We start from the raw sequence: 17,756 nt of genomic DNA on the forward strand, positions 1-17,756 counted from the left end.
TCATTCCATCGCCTTTTCGTTTTGCTTATTCAGGTTGCCAATCAAATAACGACAATTCCTCTTGTGTCAGTTCACGGTAGTCCCCGAGTTCAAGTGCCGGATCAAGCTCCAAGCGACCAATCGAGCGTCGTTTCAAGAACGTGACCTCTTTACCGAGGGCAAGCATCATCCGTTTGACTTGATGGAATTTCCCTTCCGTGATCGTCAATTCAAGCGTTGAATCTGTTTCTGTCGTCGATAAGATGACGAGTTTTCCTGGCTTTGCTTGATAACCGTCTTCTAAGGTGACGCCTGCCGCAATTGCCTCGACGTCTTCTTGCGTCAATACACCTGTCACTTCCGCGTAATACGTTTTTTCGACGTGTTTCTTCGGAGACATCAAGGCATGATTGAACGCTCCATCGTTTGTCAGCAACAATAAGCCTTCTGTATCCTTATCAAGTCGTCCGACCGGAAACGGTTTGAAATACGTCACGTCTTCAAACAACAGATCGATGACGGTCTCATCTCGTTTATCCTCCGTCGCACTAATGACTCCCGGTGGTTTATTCATCATCAAGTAGATGTATTTTTGATACGTGACCGGTTCGCCATACATCAGAACCTGTTGCGTCTCGACATCGACATGTTGTTTCGGATCACGAATGATCTCACCATCGACTTGAATTGCCCCTGCTTTGAGCAAAAGTTTTACTTCTTTTCGGGAGCCTGCCCCCATGTTGGATAATAATTTATCTAGACGCATGACCTCGTCCTCGTTTCAATGAAATTTTACGTCCTAATACGACTTCTGCTAAACCACTCCAAATCGAGAGTCCAGCGAAAATCACGATTCCAACTGCCGCACCAATGATCAGGATCAACAGAGATGCCCATGTCGTCTCTGGTAAGAAGGACACCATTCCCCATTTCACGAGTGCAACACCCGCCCCCATCAAAGCACTGATGATTAGAATCAATGATGTCCGGCGCAAGACCGTACTAAATGGGAATTTCACTGTTTGTGTGATCCGGAAGAACATCAATCCCGTCGCAACGAGATAACCGATGATCGTCGCATAACCAGCACCCGTTCCATCACCCGTCAAATGAATCAACGGCGCATTCAAGAGATACTTCGCAAGTAGTCCAGCAAGTGTTGCGATGATCGTGAAGTACTGACGGTTAATCCCTTGAAGGACTGCTGCCGTAACAGAATACAAGGCAAGGAACAATGCACTCGGCGCATAACTTAATAAATAGACCCAGGCCGCTTGATCTTTCGGGAACAGCACATGGAACGTTTCTTCACTGAGGAGAATCATCCCGACGACTGCCGGAATCGTCACGAAGAAAACGAGTTGATAAATCTGTGAGATTTGAGCCCGTACTTTCCGCATATCTCCTTGCGTGAAGGAAGCTGTCAACAGTGGAGTCGCAGATAACGACAATCCTGTTGCGACCGACACCGGAATCAAGACGATCTTATGACTATCCGCAATCAGATAGGCAGTCGCGTTTCCGGCCGCTTCGAGCGTGTAACCGATACTTTGTAATGCGGCATTCATCGTATTTTGGTCGATGACTTGGTAAAGGGGTGTCGAAAGACCGACCATGACGATTGGAATCGCATACGTCAATAATTCCTTATACAAATCCGTTAACGGGCGATCCGGCGAACGGACGGTTTGAGTAGCACGTAGTTCCTGCAAGCCGCTGGCACGTTTGCGGAAATAATAGATCAGAACCGCAACACTACCGATTGCACCAATGAAAGCGCTGAACGTTGCAATCGTTGCGGCAAATGCTGCACCTGAATCAAATAAATAAATCGCGATGCTGACTCCTGCAAGCAAAAAGATGATCCGGACGATTTGTTCCAAGATTTGCGAAATCGCTGTTGGTCCCATCGATTGATACCCTTGGAAGTAACCTCGGGTCATACTCATCGGGGGAATCAAGAGTAAAGCGAAACTCACGCCACGAATCGTCATCGTGACGGCATCAACGTAGGCTGCTGAATCAACGTCACCACCTGGAATCGCCCGATGTGCTAAATACGGTGCGAGAAAGAATAAAGCGAGGAAGGAAACAATCCCGGTCAAGGACATGATTTTCAGACCAGACCGATACAACCGTTCACTCGTATCATATTCTCCTAATGCATTGTATTTGGCGACGAATTTCGAGACGGCGACAGGAATCCCCGCTGTCGCGAGTCCGATCATGATCGCATAATAGTTATAGGCATAGGTATAGAACATGATGCCTGTCGCGCCGACCATGAACTGAAACGGAAAGAGATAAATCAAACCCAGTGCGCGGGAAATCAGTGACGCACCGGACAGGAGCATCGTTCCACGAACGAATCCTGAATTGCCGGAAGAAGTAGACTGCTTATTACTGACTGTGGACATGGTAACATCCCTCACGCTTTCTAATTTTTAAACTCGACACTCTGATCGTGACTGTCTCATTATACAAGTTCTCTCGTACACAATTGCAAATCATTATACCGCTGTCTATCTTGAATTGAAAGAGACGGTTTGTTTACAGTCGCAACTTCTGCTAAAGTGAAACAAGCAGAATTCTATGAATGAGGTGACCTTATGTACGATGTAATCGTAATCGGAGGCGGACCGAGCGGCTTGATGGCGACGCTCGCCTCTTTACAGGCTGGAGCCCGAACACTCCTGCTTGATAAAGGAAATAAATTAGGTCGGAAGCTTGCGATCTCCGGCGGCGGACGTTGCAACGTCACGAACCGAAAACCACTCGACGAACTCGTCCAGTCGATTCCAGGAAACGGACGTTTCCTTTATAGTGCCTTTTCTCAATTCAATAATGAATCGATCATCGAACTCTTCGAAGGGTTTGGTGTCGCCCTCAAAGAAGAGGACAATGGACGGATGTTTCCTGTCTCGGATAAAGCAGCAGATGTCGTCCGTGTATTGATCGATCAAATCCGCGCGCATGGTGCCGAGATTCAAACAGACGCGCAGGTCGCTACGCTCGACTTCCATCCAGACGGTTCTTTTGCAGCTGTCATCTTAGAGAACGGCATGCGTCTTGAAGCAAAAAGTTGCATCGTTGCAGTCGGCGGACAATCCGTTCCACATACCGGTTCGACAGGTGACGGCTACCCGTGGGCTGAAAAAGCGGGTCATACGATCACGGAACTCTTCCCAACTGAAGTTCCAATTTTGTTAGGTGATACGTTCATTCATGAAAAAACATTACAAGGGCTGTCGCTACGTGACGTCGCCTTAACGGTCCACGGCAAAAAAGATAAAGCAATCAAAACACACACGGGGGACTTACTCTTTACCCACTTCGGTTTAAGCGGTCCGATTGCTTTACGCTGTAGCCAGTACACGATCAAGGAACGCAAACGTTCGAAGGAGACGATCGTCCATTTATCAATCGATCTCTTCCCGGACGAATCACTCGGTGCGTTAACCGAACGCTTCCAAGCCGCGCTTGCAGCAAATCCCAAGAAAACGGTACGCAACGCCCTCCGCGGCTTCGTGCCGGAACGTCTGCTTGAACTTCTCTTTGCTCAAATCGGCTTTGGCGATGAAGTCTGCACACAAGTCAAGAAACAGGACTGGACGGACTTCTTGCAAAAATTAAAGCGATTCCCACTTAAAGCAACGGGAACGCTCGACTTTGATAAAGCTTTCGTCACGGGTGGTGGCGTCTCGATCAAAGAGATTGATCCAAAGACGATGATGTCGAAAAAAGCCGAGCGATTATTCTTTGCCGGGGAGATTCTTGATATCCATGGATATACAGGTGGTTACAACATCACAGCTGCATTCGTGACGGGTCATTGCGCCGGTAGTCACGCCGCAGAGATGGCACGTGATACTGTCTTTTAATATGAACAAGACCCGATTCTTCTGCTTAACAGAGGAATCGGGTCTTGTTGTGTCAGGATTTAATCAATCGGTGTAAACGATCGGCTTGAGAATTTATCCGTGACGACTAACGCGAACAACTCGTTATCCTGCACGAAAATCCCCTTCGAACCATATACTTTCGGACTGGCTGTCTCACCCGTGATCGTTTTGTCCTTTCGATCGATCGAATAGAGATAGAGCGCTTCTGAATCGAGTGTGTAGATCCGACCTTGCCGTTCAGCAAGACCAATCGGACGGAACTCGGACTCGAACGATTTCTTCGCATCACTTCGCATCCCACTCGCCGCTTCAATCTTCTCACGTTTGATGACTGACAGATAAGGCGGTTTCTGTTTTTTCTTCAATGCACGTTTTTTCTTTTCCGAGGCGTCAGGATCAATCTTGATCTTATCCTCTTTCATCGCGAAATAAGTCACCTCGACTCGTCCCAGTGCTCGAATATGATTAATCGTATAGAATTCTTTTTTCTTCGCATCATATCCAAGACCATGGAAACTATCCCGTATCGTCGTTCCTTGTACTTTTTCACGTTTTTCTTCGCTCCAGACACCGTCTTTTCGCGTAATCGTGACTAGAATCTGATTCGACGTCAATAGCGCGACGGTCTCCCCGTCAACGAGCGTCATACCGTCTAAACCAGCGAGCAACAACTTTCCTTCTTCTAACTGGAAAGATGCGTTGATGCGTTCTCCGGTTCCACTGATTTCAAAGAAACGATAATCGTCTGTGACGACGAGGTACGAACCAATGGAATCATCATATAACATGTGTTGGACATTTTTGATTAATGGCTCTTCCGGGTTCGGAATAGCTGAAGGCGTTTTCGGTGGCACCTGTTTAACGGCTGCCTGATGCTTTGATTGCGTCTCGATTTTCGCGAACGTTTCTTGAATACGTGACAACGTCTCTGGCTTCGAGAAGACGAGCAGTACGCAAAGGATCAACCCCGAAACGACAGCAAAAATCGTTGTATAGACTATATAAGATCGTTTCATTGATGGTACTCGCCTTTCTTTCTCGGTTTCTGATTCAGTGTAGCAGAAGGTCGTTGAAAAAAAAAGCGGACTTGCGACGGAAATGAAGAAACCCCCTCCATTCGCATCAAACGAATGAAAGGGGCTATGGCTTAGTTTGCCACGATATTGATTAATTTTTTCGGTACGACGATGACTTTACGAACTGTTTTGTCGCCGATCCATTCTTGTGTCTTTTCATCAGCAAAGGCAAGTGCTTCGATTTCTTCTTTTGTCGCATCGATGTTGATTTCGATTTTCGAGCGAACCTTTCCGTTCACTTGAATGACGAATTCCATCGTATCGCTGACGAGTTTCGATTCATCGAATGTTGGCCATGCTGCATACGTCAATGTCTCTTCAAATCCAAGTTGTTCCCAGAGTTCTTCACCAAGGTGTGGTGCGACTGGCGTTAACAATTGGATGAATCCACGAAGGAAGTGACGCGGAAGAACCGGCTGTTTGTTTGCTTCGTTGACGAAGACCATGAGTTGCGAAATTCCGGTGTTGAACTGGATGTTCGCGAAGTCTTCCGTGACCTTCTTGACCGTCTGGTGGTACGTCCGCTCGAAGTCAGCATCGACTTCTGTAACGTCCTGAATGTCTGCTGTCCGTTCGAACAAGCGCCAGACACGATCGAGGAAACGACGCGCCCCGTCAAGACCGTTCTCCGACCAGGCAACTGATGCATCGAGTGGTCCCATGAACATTTCGTACAAGCGTAATGTATCCGCACCATGCGATTTGACGATTTCATCCGGATTGATGACGTTACCGCGTGATTTCGACATCTTCTCATTGTTCTCTCCAAGAATCATCCCTTGGTTGTACAACTTCTGGAATGGTTCTTTTGTTGGTACGACGCCTGCATCATACAAGACTTTATGCCAGAAGCGCGCATACAACAAGTGGAGAACGGCGTGTTCCGCACCACCGATGTAAATATCGACTGGAAGCCAGTATTTTAATTTTTCTGGATCCGCGATCGCCTCTTCATTGTGCGGATCGATGAAACGGAGATAATACCAGCAGCTTCCGCCCCATTGTGGCATCGTATTCGTCTCGCGACGCCCTTTCATTCCTGTTTCAGGATCCGTATAATCCAACCAGTCTTCCGCAAGCGCAAGTGGTGATTCGCCTGTACCAGACGGTTTGATTTCCGGAATGATTGGAAGTTCAAGCGGTAATTCCTCTTGACTGAGCGTCTTCATCGAACCATCTTCCATATGAACGACTGGAATCGGCTCGCCCCAATACCGTTGACGACTGAACAACCAGTCGCGGAGACGATACGTGATTTTCTTACGTCCGACTTGATTCGTTTCGAGTTCAGCAATCATCGTCTCGATTGCTTCTTGTTTTCCAAGACCATCAAGCATATGCGAGTTGACGTGTTCGCCCTCTCCTGTATAGGCTGCTTCATCGACGTTTCCACCCGCGACGACTTCAACGATTGGCAAGTCGAATTGTTTCGCGAATTCATGATCGCGCTCATCGTGTCCTGGGACCGCCATGATTGCACCCGTTCCGTACGAAGCAAGGACATAATCAGCGATCCAGATTGGAAGACGATCACCTGAGATTGGATTGACGGCGAAAGCACCCGTGAAGACGCCTGTTTTTTCCTTCGCTAAATCCGTCCGCTCGAGGTCCGACTTCGTTTGGACTTGCGAAATGTACGTATCGACGGCTTCCTTGTGATCCGCTGTCGTGATGTCAGCTACGAATGGATGCTCCGGCGCAAGCACGAGGTACGTCGCACCGAAGATTGTGTCCGGGCGTGTCGTAAAGACCGTGACTTGTTTTTTGTGTCCATCAATCGTGAAATCGATCTCAGCACCTTCTGATTTCCCGATCCAGTTCCGTTGCATCTCTTTGACAGAATCCGGCCAATCGAGGTCATCGAGATCTTCAAGAAGACGATCCGCATATTCCGTGATTTTCAAGACCCATTGACGCATCGGGACACGCACGACCGGATGATTTCCGCGTTCAGATAATCCGTCGATGACTTCTTCATTCGCAAGAACGGTTCCGAGTGCTGGGCACCAGTTGACCGCGACTTCGTCCACGAACGCAAGTCCTTTTTCATACAACTTCGTAAAGATCCACTGTGTCCATTTGTAGTACTTCGGATCTGTCGTGTTGATTTCACGATCCCAGTCATAGGAGAATCCAAGTTCTTTCAACTGACGCTTGAACGTCTCGATGTTTTTCGCTGTGAATTCACGTGGGTCATTCCCTGTATCGAGGGCGTATTGTTCTGCTGGTAATCCGAACGCATCCCATCCCATCGGGTGCAAGACGTTGTATCCTTGCATCCGTTTCATCCGTGCGAGGATATCCGTTGCTGTGTAGCCTTCCGGGTGACCGACGTGGAGACCGGCACCTGACGGATACGGGAACATATCAAGGGCATAAAACCCTTCTTTTTCTGGATCTTCTGTCGTGACGAAGGCGTTGTCTTGATCCCAACGCGCCTGCCATTTTGGTTCGATTTCGCGATGATTGTACGGCATGTCTTTTCCTCCTCTAATCTAAAAAAACCGGTCCTCCGCCCCTAGGAATAGGGACGAAAGACCGGTTTGGCTTCCGCGGTACCACCCACGTTGTCTGTCTATGACAGACCGCTTGATTCACGGATAACGGTGTGAAAGACCGGATTCGCTACTACGACTTCACGAATCGTGCTCCCTGACGAGTTCACGGTTGTTACCGACTGGTTCGCACCTTCCACCAGCTCTCTTGACGGCACCTTTCCCCTACTACTTCAGTTCCATGCAATTGACTATCTTTTCCTAGTGTAATCTGTTTCTTCCTCAAGCGTCAACGCTTCCGTAAAATTTCCTCGATTTCTGCATGCGATCGTGCTACATGATCCGCTTGTTCTAGACGTTGCATCGGCATCCGATCATCGAGAAGCGCAATCACTTCCATGCCTGCTGCTTTTGCGCCGATCATCCCGTTTGCAGCGTCTTCAATGACGAGACAATCTTCAGGCGCGTGCCCGATTCGTGATGCTGCAAGATGAAAAATCGCAGGATCAGGCTTTGAACGCACGACTTCTTCTCCACTGACGTAATGCGTGATTGGAAGCTCATAATGACGGATGACGCGTTCGATTTTTTGAAGCGAACTCGAGGAGGCAATCCCGATATCGTAACCAAGAGACGCCGCTTGCTCGATGACTTGTTTGACTCCCTCTTTTAAACCACATTCCTCCGGTTTTGCATGAATTTGAAACAACCGATGTTCTTCTTCTAGTAACGCACTAGCTGTTTCTTTTAGCTGATGCTGGGCGACAAGCTCTTCCCACATCTCATCACCTGTTTTTCCCATGAACGTCGCATACTGAACCGGGTCGAGCGGAATCGATAACGTTTTGAACATCTGCTGATGGACCTCAAAGTAGCGAATTTCACTATCTAAAATGACCCCATCCATATCAAAAATAAGACCTCGTTTTTTCAAGACACATCCCCCTCAATTGATCTATCATGATTTCAGCATATCAAAAAAACGACTACACAATGTAGTCGTTTATCCTTCTTCATTTAGTTACTGTTTAACTTGTCGCCATTTGGACACTGGTTTGTCGGTAAGCCGGAAAATAATCCGAATCAGCATCTGACCCGTATCGTACACATAACTGATCGTATATGGCTGGTTGAAGAATGGATTTTCCTTGATGATACTCAAATAAACGATACCCGGTGTAACGGCATTTACTCTCAAAGAGACTATCCCGTTCTTGATATCCACCCCCGAGATGTTGTTCGACGAGACCGCGTGCTTTCGCCTGAAGAATCGCTTCGTACTCGAGTCGCTGATTCGGGAACATCTTCGCTTCGTCCCGCTTACAACCAATCAAATGACCGTGGGCATATTCTTTTCCGAGCAATACGAAGTATCCACCAACAGGTTCTCCGTCGATTTCCGCAATCAGTAACAATGGCTCACAGAGTGGATTTGCTTCAAATAATTGTTCAAAATAACTGTCCGTAAAATAGTAATGAGCCGAAGCATTCTTTCGGTCCATTGTTTCATGATACAACGCTACAAAAACAGGTAGGTCGTCTCGTGTTCCTGTTCTAACGGTTAAAGGAGAGGCAAGCGATTTGCGAATCATACTTCTCGTCTTCTTATGAAATGTCTGCATGATGTCCTCTAGTGAAGGGCGTAAATCGATACTCGTCGTATGACGGATGAAGGAGACTTTCGTCCAATCCCGCATGAAGCGTTCATTTCCCGTCAATGGATTAAAGCGAATCATTTCCGAGACAATCGCTTCTCGCTTTGCCCACCTTTCAAACAATAGACGTGCATGCTGCATTTCAGTCGCAGTCAGTTGACCGATGATTTCCGGTCCACCATAGCCATACGGCGTGATGAGATCTGAATAAGGCGTATCAAAAATTCGGCGCTTCAAAAAGGGATAGAACAGTGTTCCTGCATCACCTTCATAACGGAATAGCACCGCTTGCTCAGACGGTCTAGCGTTGAGCGTGACATATTGGTGACTGTAGAAGATATCAAGAGGCTGTTGCTGTACGTGTGTCGTCCAAGTTGCGGCATCTGTGATGAATTGACACCTTTCCATTCGTGCACCTCCAGTCAAAAAGAAGCAACGTTCATATGACCTTTCTTTTTCAAGTTCTTGATTAGAAAGTACCCGTTTCTTTGCCGAAATATTCCATATTATTAAATGTTTATTTTATGATTTTGGAACGAATGACGTAACAAAAGACAGCGGTCATAATGTCCGCTGTCTTACAGATGATGCTCATGATGTGATTTTTGGAATAGCACGAAGGAAGACGACGCCCGCTAACAGAATCAATCCAATTAATGTCAAGAAGACCGCTGACATACCTGATACATCGTAAATCAACCCTCCAACGGTCGGACTGATCATCCGCCCCGCTGAAGCAGCAATATTGACGTACCCTTGGAATTCTCCTTCTTTTCCGATCGGCGCGAGTCTCGCTGCCATAGCAGGAACTGCTGGCCAGATGAACATCTCACCAATCGTCAGGATGATCATCGCGACGAGGAACATCTTGAAGCCGCCTGCGAACGGAACGATCAGATAAGACAAGAGGAAGATTCCTGTACCGGTCATCAATTGTCGCTTTAAGTCATCTCCAAACCAACGAAGAATTGGTGTTAGTAAAGGTTGTGCGAACACGATGAGTGCTCCGTTGATCGTCCAAAGAATCGAGTACTCGGAAATCGTGACACCGAGCGATTTCGTGTGTACGGCAAAGGTTCCTTGCCATTGCACATAAACGAACCAAAGTAAGGCATAACCAATCGAGACGAGCAACATCGTCCGTGCCGCACCGCGTGCAAGGGGTGTGCGTGTCGTTTCGATCTCGTCATGCGCCGCATGCATCCGCGTCGGTGCCTGAATCCAGGACAAACCAACGAACAAAATGATGGCAAAGGCGATGTAGAGGACAAGATTGGCGATGAAGATGTACTGAATCGAAAAGGCAGCGATTTGACCACTGACTGCTGTCCCGAGCGCTACACCGACGTTTTGTGCGACATAGATCGCATTAAAGGCACGGCGCCCGCCTTCCGGCCAGATGACACCCGTCATCGCGTAGATCGTCGGAAAAACCATCCCACCGACGAATCCAATCAATCCAAGCATCGCGACGTATCCGAGGTACGTCTGATGAAACAGCAACAAGCCGACGGAAGACAGGACAAGTCCGATGACACTAATGACAAGCGTCTTCTTGCCACCGAGACGGTCAAACGCTTTTCCACCTAAGTAGTTTCCGACGATTGCTAAGGCCGAGTTGACGAACAATGCCATCCCTGCTTTTGTCATCGACTCTCCTAAATATTCATGAATATATAATGTATTAAACGGCCATAAAAAAGAGGATCCCGTCGTATTGATGGCCATCGCAAGGACGAGGATCCAGACCGCTTTTGGTAATTTTGGCATACCTGTGGTCCTCCTATTTCATTCTCAACCTTGCCACTTTACGCAATCCGTCCCCTAACTGTCAAGCCACTTCGCTTTTCGTCAACGAATCAAAAAATGATATAATGCAGAAAGAATCTTGCACATACTGAACCATTACTAGAAAAACAGACCATAGGAACAGGAGTCTATGCCATGTCACTTGCCCGTGTACTACCTTATACGAAACAATTACTCGAGTCCGTTATCGAACCCGGAGACTGCGTCGTCGATATGACTGCCGGAAATGGACATGATACACAGTTTTTAGCAGAACGCGTCGGTCCAGAAGGAAGGGTTCTTGCGTTCGACGTCCAGGCACAAGCCATCGAGGAATCGACGCGACGTCTCGACGAAGCCGGAATGTTAGCACGCGTCGACCTTTATCATGAAAGCCACATCCATGTCGGTGCCCGTCTTTCGGACGAACAACGTCCTGTCCGCGCCGGTGTCTTCAATCTCGGATACCTGCCTGGAAGCGACAAATCAATCACGACGACAGGAGAAGAGACGCTCGAAGCACTCGATGCCCTCCTCCCAGTCCTCGCTCCCGGCGGTCTTGTCGTCCTCGTCGTCTATCACGGTCACCTGGAAGGAAAACGTGAACGCGACGCTGTCCTCGATTACGTCACAGCCCTTGATCAGCAAAATTATGCCGTTCTCCAGTACCGTTTCTTGAATCAACAAAATCATCCCCCGTTCATCATCGCGATCGAGAAAAAAGTACGCGGATGATGGGACACAAAAAAGTGATGCCCTTTTTTAGAGGCATCACTTTTATTATTTCATTCTTCAACAAGCTTAAAGAACAACATTAATTTTTCTGCAAACCGAGTGTTCAACCGTTCGAAACTAAAATGCGGAAAACCGTGTAGACGTTGTAAGTAAATCTGATCGCCACCCATTTTCCGGCATACTTCAAGCGTCAACTTGACGTCTGCGAACTGATCGTCTGGTGCATAAAAACAAGCCAAGTTCACACGCGGCAGTTTTTTTCGTTCCTCGTCATGTACGACGATCTCTTCTTCGATTTCCCGGTACTGCGCATAGGTCAACTCACCGATGCGAACGGTATCTTCCGTACTTTGACCAAACGGCAACGTACCGAGTGGCGCATCGGGCCGGAAACGATCAAATGCACTCGCGAAGACTTGTTTGACGCCTCCGAGTTGTTTCGAAGGATGCCAATCAAATAACGGTGAAATGAACGCAAGGCTTGCGACCGGTAATTCATATTCTTGCAACAGACGATTGACGACGAGTGCGCCCATGCTACAGGCGACGATATGAATCGGTAGCTTGCGTTTCCCGGCTTCACGTAATGCTTCTTTTAACAGTTGACCATGTTCTTCAAACGAGATGCGACGTGGTGCGTCGACAAGTAATACTTCATACTCTCGTTCGAGTACCCGAATCAAAGCTTCACTCGGACGGGCACGCAGTTGTAACGGATAGACTAATACGATGATTCCTGTTGGTTGTTCAACCACAAACTCACCTCTTCACTTCATACTTCCTTTTTACGATACCTTATTTCAAACGCACACGAAACCGTCCCAAGACGGATTTCATGAGGCGACATGGCGAAGACGAATGACAGATTCTACTTGCCCAAAGACTTCTTCCGTCATCTCACTGAGTTCTTCAAAACCGAATGAGGTCAAGAACTGACGTGCTTTATAGTTACGTGCCTCCACGTATACTTCGAGTGGGACGGCTCCTTGTCGTTCGAGTTCACGGATCAGCCGTCGCCCGATTCCGTTTTGCTGATATTTCGGCAAGACGTACAGACGAATGATTTCCCACGTTCCCTCAACATCAACAGCATGAATGAAACCGACGATTTCCTCATCGATGATTCCGACATAAAAATACTCTCCCCGTGCTTCTTCCGCCGTCCGGATCGCACGAACGACTTCTTCTTGCGGATACGCCTCCTGCACGAAATGCGCTTTCGAACGTTCGGAATAGATTTCTGCATACGTATCCAACCAAGATGTGACGGCAATGTCATGAATACGTCCTGCATCAGCTGGAATAGCTTCGCGTATTTCCATAATCGGAACCCCCCTTTGTATTCATACGAATCGACTCATGTACTTTTACCCTCTTCTAGAAAAAACATTCGTTTCCTGCAAAGTTCCACGGAAACAAAAAAGTCCGAAAACCTGCGTAGGGTTTTCGGACTTTTTGATTATGCGAAACGTTTTGCTTGTTCTTCAAGAACTGCTGCTTTATCTGTTTGCTCCCATGGAAGCTCAACATCTGTACGACCGAAGTGACCGTATGCAGCTGTTTGACGATAGATCGGACGACGGAGATCAAGCATGTTGATGATTCCAGCCGGACGAAGATCGAAGTTTTCAGCAACCAATTCGACGAGTTGCGCTTCAGGAAGTTTTCCTGTACCGAATGTGTCAACCGCGATTGATACTGGGTGCGCGACACCGATTGCGTACGCGAGTTGAACTTCTGCTTTGTCTGCAAGACCTGCAGCAACGAGGTTCTTCGCGACGTAACGTGCTGCGTATGCAGCTGAACGGTCGACTTTTGTTGGATCTTTACCTGAGAATGCTCCACCGCCGTGGCGTGCGTATCCACCATACGTATCAACGATGATCTTACGACCAGTTAATCCAGCATCTCCTTGTGGTCCGCCGATGACGAAACGACCAGTTGGGTTGATGAAGAATTTCGTTGCTGCGTCGATGTATTCAGCCGGGATAACCGGTGTGATGACGTGTTCTTTCAAGTCAGCTTGGATTTGCTCAAGCGTGACTTCTTCTGCATGTTGTGTCGAGATGACGATCGTATCGACACGAACCGGCTCGTTGTTCTCGTTGTATTCGACCGTGACTTGTGTTTTTCCGTCTGGACGAAGGTAGTCGAGTTGACCGTTTTTACGCACTTCTGCCAAACGGCGTGCGAGACGGTGTGAGAGCGAGATTGGAAGTGGCATGAGTTCTGGTGTTTCTTTCGTTGCGTAACCGAACATGAGACCTTGGTCTCCTGCACCGATTGCATCGATTTCTGCATCAGACATGCTACCTTCACGTGCTTCAAGCGCTTGGTCGACACCAAGAGCGATGTCTGCTGATTGCTCATCGATTGATGTCAATACAGCACACGTGTCAGCGTCGAAACCGTATTTCGCGCGTGTATAACCGATTTCACGAATCGTTTCACGGACGACTTTTGGAATGTCGACGTAAGTCGATGTCGTGATCTCACCTGCAACGAGAACGAGACCTGTTGTAACAGAAGTTTCTGCCGCAACACGCGCGTTTGGATCCGCTGCGAGGATTGCATCAAGAATTGAATCCGAAATTTGGTCACAGATTTTATCTGGATGACCTTCAGTGACTGACTCCGACGTGAATAGTCGGCGATTAAGGTTTGTCATGTATGACCCTCCCAAAAAAGAATTTGACGGTGTACTCATTTCCCCTAGTTGAGTGGGACGGTAAAATGAAAAAAACCTTTCCAAGTCCAAAAAATGGTCAGGGAAAGGTTGTGCGTTCTTCCTTTACCCTCTTATCGTTCGAAGTGTTTACTTCGCTTCAGGAGAGCACCTTTTCCCTCATTAATATGTGAATTAATGTAGGACGGTTGCCGGGTTTCTTCGGGCCTTGTTCCCTCCACCTGCTCAGAATAAGAGTATCCGTTACGAATTACATGATATAAAGTTGTACCTACTCTGTCAAGCAAGGTTTCAAATTCTAGTCGAAACTTTTTGAAAGAGATGTTAAACTGTTAATGCTGAAAGCGTTTCCAGATAAATAGAAATCAGCATCAGAAAATGATTGCTCTCTCTTTAGTATGTCATATATAATAAATGTGTCATACTAAATACAGTGAGCCAAAACCAACGTAGGGGAAAGGTGGGGTCAGGATGCCGATGACGGTCCTGAATATCGAAGAACTACTCAAGAAAGAGCATGTGTTCAAACAACTATCTGTTGCTGAACTTGTCGAACATGCGATTCGAAACGAAGAAGGTGTCCTTGCTGAGAACGGCGCATTATCTGTAGAAACGGGGAAATTTACAGGTCGTTCACCAAAAGATAAGTTCATCGTCCGTGATTCTTCCTGCGAGTCTCACATTGATTGGGGGCATGTCAACCAACCAATGGATGGAGACAAATTTGAACAATTGTTGCAAAAGGTTCTTCGTTACATGAACGAAGCCGACCAGCTCTACTACACAGAAGCTGCTGCTGGAGCAGATACGCACTTCACCCTTCCGGTCCGTGTGCTCACACAATACGCTTGGCATAACCTGTTTGCCAAACAACTCTTTTTACGCGAGTATCCTGAAGTGGCTGCCTTCGAACCGTTCACGGTCGTCTATGCGCCACATTTCAAAGCAGATCCTGCCGTTGACGGAACGAACTCCGAAACGTTCATCGCGATGTCGTTCGAACATCGGATCGTCCTGATCGGTGGAACGGAATACGCGGGAGAAATCAAAAAATCGATCTTCTCCGTCATGAACTATCTCTTGCCACAAGAAAATGTTCTTTCGATGCACTGCTCGGCAAACGTCGGACACGAAGGCGACGTCGCTTTGTTCTTCGGTCTATCCGGTACTGGTAAGACCACCCTCTCAGCAGACGACAGCCGTCAATTGATCGGCGACGATGAGCATGGTTGGTCGCACGACGGTGTCTTCAACATCGAAGGCGGATGTTATGCAAAGACCGTTAACTTATCACGCGAAAAAGAACCGCAAATCTTTGACGCGATCCGTTTCGGAACCGTCCTTGAAAACGTCGTGCTCGACGAAGCCCGTCACCCTGATTACGATGACACATCGTTGACGGAAAATACGCGTGCTGCTTATCCGATCACTGCAATCGATAATATCGCTGTTCCGTCACGTGCTGGTCACCCGAAGACGATCGTCTTCTTGACGGCTGATGCGTACGGTGTCTTGCCTCCGATCAGTAAATTGACGAAAGAACAAGCGATGTATCACTTCCTATCAGGATATACATCAAAACTCGCTGGAACAGAACGTGGGGTCACGGAACCGGAAGCAACGTTCTCAACATGCTTCGGTTCACCATTCCTTCCACTGATGCCTGAAAAATATGCGACGATGCTGGGCGAATTGATTGATCGTCATGGTGTCACTGTTTATCTCGTCAACACAGGCTGGACAGGTGGTGCTTACGGAACAGGTAGCCGCATGAAGCTATCCTATACACGGACGATGGTCAACGCTGCCGTCAACGGTACACTCGCAACGATTCCAACAGAAGAGCACCCGATTTTCGGACTTCATATGCCACTGGAAGTTCCAGGTGTTCCAAGCGAGTTACTCAATCCAGTACGCGTCTGGTCGAATCCGGACGAATACGACACACAAGCGCGGTCGCTTGCTGAGAAATTCCAACATAATTTCCTTCGCTTCGAAAGTGCGACGGATGCGATCAAGTCAGCTGGTCCACGCCTATAAAAAAAGAGCCTTCGGGCTCTTTTTTTATAGGATAGAATCCGTTCTTTCTTGAAGATGTGTTTCTTTTTGTTTAAGCCATTCCTGACTTTCTGCTAGTAGCGCATAGGCTCGTGGAAGTGAGACACCTAAACGTTGACTGAGTAGTTCGAACTGATCAAAATCACCGCGATCTGCACTGATCACAAGCACTAAACAATCCCGGAATGGATGATCTTTTCCTTGTAGGACAACCTTCAAGGAATCTTCGATTGGTAATTGACCAATGATGTCGTCGATATCCACAGACAATAACGCATCAATATGTGACAGCAATCCGATCATGTAGGCACTCTCTGACTTCAACGTGCGTGTTTCTTTTGCAAATAGCTCGCAAAGCTTAGCACAATGTAAAGAAGACCGGAGTAACTCATTTGACCATTCGTAAGGACTAGCAAGCTTCATCTCACGCAAGACGATTAACGAAATCCAGCTTTTGAGTTGCGAGAAGCCAAGTAGTGAAATGGCTTGACGAACAGAGCTGACTGTATTTCGTAATCCCATTCCTGGAGAATTGATCAGTTGCAGTACTTGAATGCTGATATACGGATTTGCTTCAATCTCATCAATGACTTCATCGTATTTTTCATCCGTATCGAGCCATTTTAGCATCTTCAGCAATACCGGCAATTGAGGAGGGACAGCTTTTCCCTTCATCAACATAGGCTTAGCATAAAAATAGCCTTGGAACCAGTCATATCCCATTTCAAGACAACGTGTGTGATCTTCATGTGTCTCGACTCGTTCGGCAAGCATCTTGATATGGGGATAATTACGCCGGACGATATGCAGGATCGCACTTTGCTCGCGAGGAGAAATCGCCTCGATGTCGATTTTAATTAAATCAATTAGCGCGAATAATTCTGTTCCATGTTGACGAAGTAAATCGGTCACAAAATCATCGAGTGCTAGTGTAAAACCTGCTTCTTTCCAACTGTGCAACACAGATAACATCTCTGTATCGATATCAACAGTTTCTAAAATTTCGATAACGAACCGTTTTGGATCTAAATAGTGAATCAGATCACTTTTCAAGAGATCCGCTGTAAAGTTGACGAAAAGTTTTTTACCTTCAGCGACATGCTCTACACCCATATGAACGAGTGTATTCGTTAAAACATCCATTGTCGCTAGATCACCGTCGAATACATTCATTTGTTTGACGGAACGATACAGCAACTCGAATGCATCAACTGCTCCGATTCGGTCAACGATGGGTTGACGTGCTAGTAAGATATCCATCGTCCTCCATCCCCCTCTACATTACTCATATGGTTCTAATTATATCAAAATTTATTTTTCAGGAAGTTTATTGTTTTTTACAACGAATCAATATTCTTTTTTTCCCATTATGTATGTAAGTT

Annotated in this window: 14 protein-coding genes, 1 riboswitch and 1 other annotated feature; of the genes, 3 read left to right on the forward strand and 11 right to left on the reverse strand. The window is 47.2% G+C overall.

The genetic code is table 11. The features are described 5' to 3' along the window. Positions 1 to 25: 25 nt before the first annotated feature. Positions 26 to 745: a pseudouridine synthase gene (locus KNQ08_RS08915; protein WP_214805298.1), complete on the reverse strand. Its 720-nt coding sequence runs from the start codon at positions 743 to 745 to the stop codon at positions 26 to 28. Further along, on the reverse strand, positions 732 to 2,396 hold the full coding sequence (locus KNQ08_RS08920) for a putative polysaccharide biosynthesis protein (RefSeq protein ID WP_149427736.1): 1,665 nt from the start codon (positions 2,394 to 2,396) through the stop codon (positions 732 to 734). Before KNQ08_RS08920 ends, KNQ08_RS08915 begins: the two co-directional genes overlap by 14 nt. A 192-nt stretch (positions 2,397 to 2,588) precedes the next feature. On the opposite strand from KNQ08_RS08920, the gene KNQ08_RS08925 reads away from it, so the two are divergent. Further along, entirely contained in the window at positions 2,589 to 3,860 is a 1,272-nt protein-coding gene (locus tag KNQ08_RS08925; protein WP_050678607.1) for a BaiN/RdsA family NAD(P)/FAD-dependent oxidoreductase, read from the forward strand. A gap of 59 nt (positions 3,861 to 3,919) precedes the next feature. On the opposite strand, the gene KNQ08_RS08930 is transcribed toward KNQ08_RS08925, so the two are convergent. The 5 genes from KNQ08_RS08930 to KNQ08_RS08950 all read right to left on the reverse strand — a co-directional run bounded on the left by KNQ08_RS08930 (position 3,920) and on the right by KNQ08_RS08950 (position 10,877). Continuing rightward, positions 3,920 to 4,897 carry a hypothetical protein gene (locus KNQ08_RS08930; RefSeq protein ID WP_149427738.1) on the reverse strand — a complete coding sequence of 326 codons (978 nt, stop codon included), beginning with the start codon at positions 4,895 to 4,897 and terminating at the stop codon, positions 3,920 to 3,922. A gap of 131 nt (positions 4,898 to 5,028) precedes the next feature. Then, positions 5,029 to 7,434, reverse strand: a complete 2,406-nt coding sequence (gene leuS / locus KNQ08_RS08935; protein WP_029342384.1) for a leucine--tRNA ligase — start codon at positions 7,432 to 7,434, stop codon at positions 5,029 to 5,031. Positions 7,435 to 7,480: 46 nt separating this feature from the next. Beyond that, positions 7,481 to 7,703, reverse strand: a binding site (T-box leader). 38 nt (positions 7,704 to 7,741) lie between these two features. Next, complete coding sequence (locus KNQ08_RS08940; protein WP_214805300.1) at positions 7,742 to 8,386, reverse strand: HAD family hydrolase; 645 nt, start codon at positions 8,384 to 8,386, stop codon at positions 7,742 to 7,744. A gap of 94 nt (positions 8,387 to 8,480) precedes the next feature. Continuing rightward, complete coding sequence (locus KNQ08_RS08945; RefSeq protein WP_214805302.1) at positions 8,481 to 9,515, reverse strand: peptidoglycan bridge formation glycyltransferase FemA/FemB family protein; 1,035 nt, start codon at positions 9,513 to 9,515, stop codon at positions 8,481 to 8,483. A 183-nt stretch (positions 9,516 to 9,698) separates the two neighbouring features. After that, on the reverse strand, positions 9,699 to 10,877 hold the full coding sequence (locus tag KNQ08_RS08950; protein ID WP_214771174.1) for an MDR family MFS transporter: 1,179 nt from the start codon (positions 10,875 to 10,877) through the stop codon (positions 9,699 to 9,701). Between the two features lie 153 nt (positions 10,878 to 11,030). Here KNQ08_RS08950 and mnmM point away from each other — a divergent pair, with 153 nt between their 5' ends. Further along, positions 11,031 to 11,630 (forward strand): tRNA 5-(aminomethyl)-2-thiouridylate-methyltransferase MnmM, encoded by a 600-nt coding sequence (mnmM, locus tag KNQ08_RS08955; protein WP_353049227.1) that lies wholly within the window; start codon positions 11,031 to 11,033, stop codon positions 11,628 to 11,630. Between the two features lie 50 nt (positions 11,631 to 11,680). Here mnmM and KNQ08_RS08960 read toward each other — a convergent pair whose 3' ends face one another. From KNQ08_RS08960 to metK, 3 genes are all read right to left on the reverse strand, one after another. Then, positions 11,681 to 12,385, reverse strand: a complete 705-nt coding sequence (locus tag KNQ08_RS08960; protein WP_035396459.1) for a serine aminopeptidase domain-containing protein — start codon at positions 12,383 to 12,385, stop codon at positions 11,681 to 11,683. 78 nt (positions 12,386 to 12,463) lie between these two features. Beyond that, the gene (locus tag KNQ08_RS08965; protein WP_023469107.1) at positions 12,464 to 12,952 is read right to left on the reverse strand and encodes a GNAT family N-acetyltransferase; all 489 of its coding nucleotides are present in this window, start codon (positions 12,950 to 12,952) and stop codon (positions 12,464 to 12,466) included. A 137-nt stretch (positions 12,953 to 13,089) separates the two neighbouring features. Continuing rightward, positions 13,090 to 14,298 carry a methionine adenosyltransferase gene (metK, locus tag KNQ08_RS08970; RefSeq protein WP_023469108.1) on the reverse strand — a complete coding sequence of 403 codons (1,209 nt, stop codon included), beginning with the start codon at positions 14,296 to 14,298 and terminating at the stop codon, positions 13,090 to 13,092. A gap of 128 nt (positions 14,299 to 14,426) precedes the next feature. Then, positions 14,427 to 14,553: riboswitch (SAM riboswitch) on the reverse strand. Between the two features lie 234 nt (positions 14,554 to 14,787). Here metK and pckA point away from each other — a divergent pair. Then, positions 14,788 to 16,356, forward strand: coding sequence for a phosphoenolpyruvate carboxykinase (ATP) (gene pckA / locus KNQ08_RS08975; protein ID WP_195864591.1), 1,569 nt, complete (start codon positions 14,788 to 14,790; stop codon positions 16,354 to 16,356). Positions 16,357 to 16,380: 24 nt separating this feature from the next. On the opposite strand, the gene KNQ08_RS08980 is transcribed toward pckA, so the two are convergent. After that, positions 16,381 to 17,634, reverse strand: coding sequence for an EAL and HDOD domain-containing protein (locus KNQ08_RS08980; protein ID WP_149427742.1), 1,254 nt, complete (start codon positions 17,632 to 17,634; stop codon positions 16,381 to 16,383). Between the last annotated feature and the right edge of the window lie 122 nt (positions 17,635 to 17,756).

The sequence above is a fragment of the Exiguobacterium sp. s46 genome (assembly GCF_018618875.1).
In the GTDB taxonomy this organism is placed as follows: domain Bacteria; phylum Bacillota; class Bacilli; order Exiguobacteriales; family Exiguobacteriaceae; genus Exiguobacterium_A; species Exiguobacterium_A abrahamii.

Coding starts and splice junctions, on each gene's coding strand:
- KNQ08_RS08915 (WP_214805298.1), bottom strand. CDS start 745: ATGCGTCTAGATAAATTATTATCCAACATGGGGGCAGGCTCCCGAAAA.
- KNQ08_RS08920 (WP_149427736.1), bottom strand. CDS start 2,396: ATGTCCACAGTCAGTAATAAGCAGTCTACTTCTTCCGGCAATTCAGGA.
- KNQ08_RS08925 (WP_050678607.1), top strand. CDS start 2,589: ATGTACGATGTAATCGTAATCGGAGGCGGACCGAGCGGCTTGATGGCG.
- KNQ08_RS08930 (WP_149427738.1), bottom strand. CDS start 4,897: ATGAAACGATCTTATATAGTCTATACAACGATTTTTGCTGTCGTTTCG.
- leuS (WP_029342384.1), bottom strand. CDS start 7,434: ATGCCGTACAATCATCGCGAAATCGAACCAAAATGGCAGGCGCGTTGG.
- KNQ08_RS08945 (WP_214805302.1), bottom strand. CDS start 9,515: ATGGAAAGGTGTCAATTCATCACAGATGCCGCAACTTGGACGACACAC.
- KNQ08_RS08950 (WP_214771174.1), bottom strand. CDS start 10,877: ATGCCAAAATTACCAAAAGCGGTCTGGATCCTCGTCCTTGCGATGGCC.
- KNQ08_RS08965 (WP_023469107.1), bottom strand. CDS start 12,952: ATGGAAATACGCGAAGCTATTCCAGCTGATGCAGGACGTATTCATGAC.
- metK (WP_023469108.1), bottom strand. CDS start 14,298: ATGACAAACCTTAATCGCCGACTATTCACGTCGGAGTCAGTCACTGAA.
- pckA (WP_195864591.1), top strand. CDS start 14,788: ATGCCGATGACGGTCCTGAATATCGAAGAACTACTCAAGAAAGAGCAT.
- KNQ08_RS08980 (WP_149427742.1), bottom strand. CDS start 17,634: ATGGATATCTTACTAGCACGTCAACCCATCGTTGACCGAATCGGAGCA.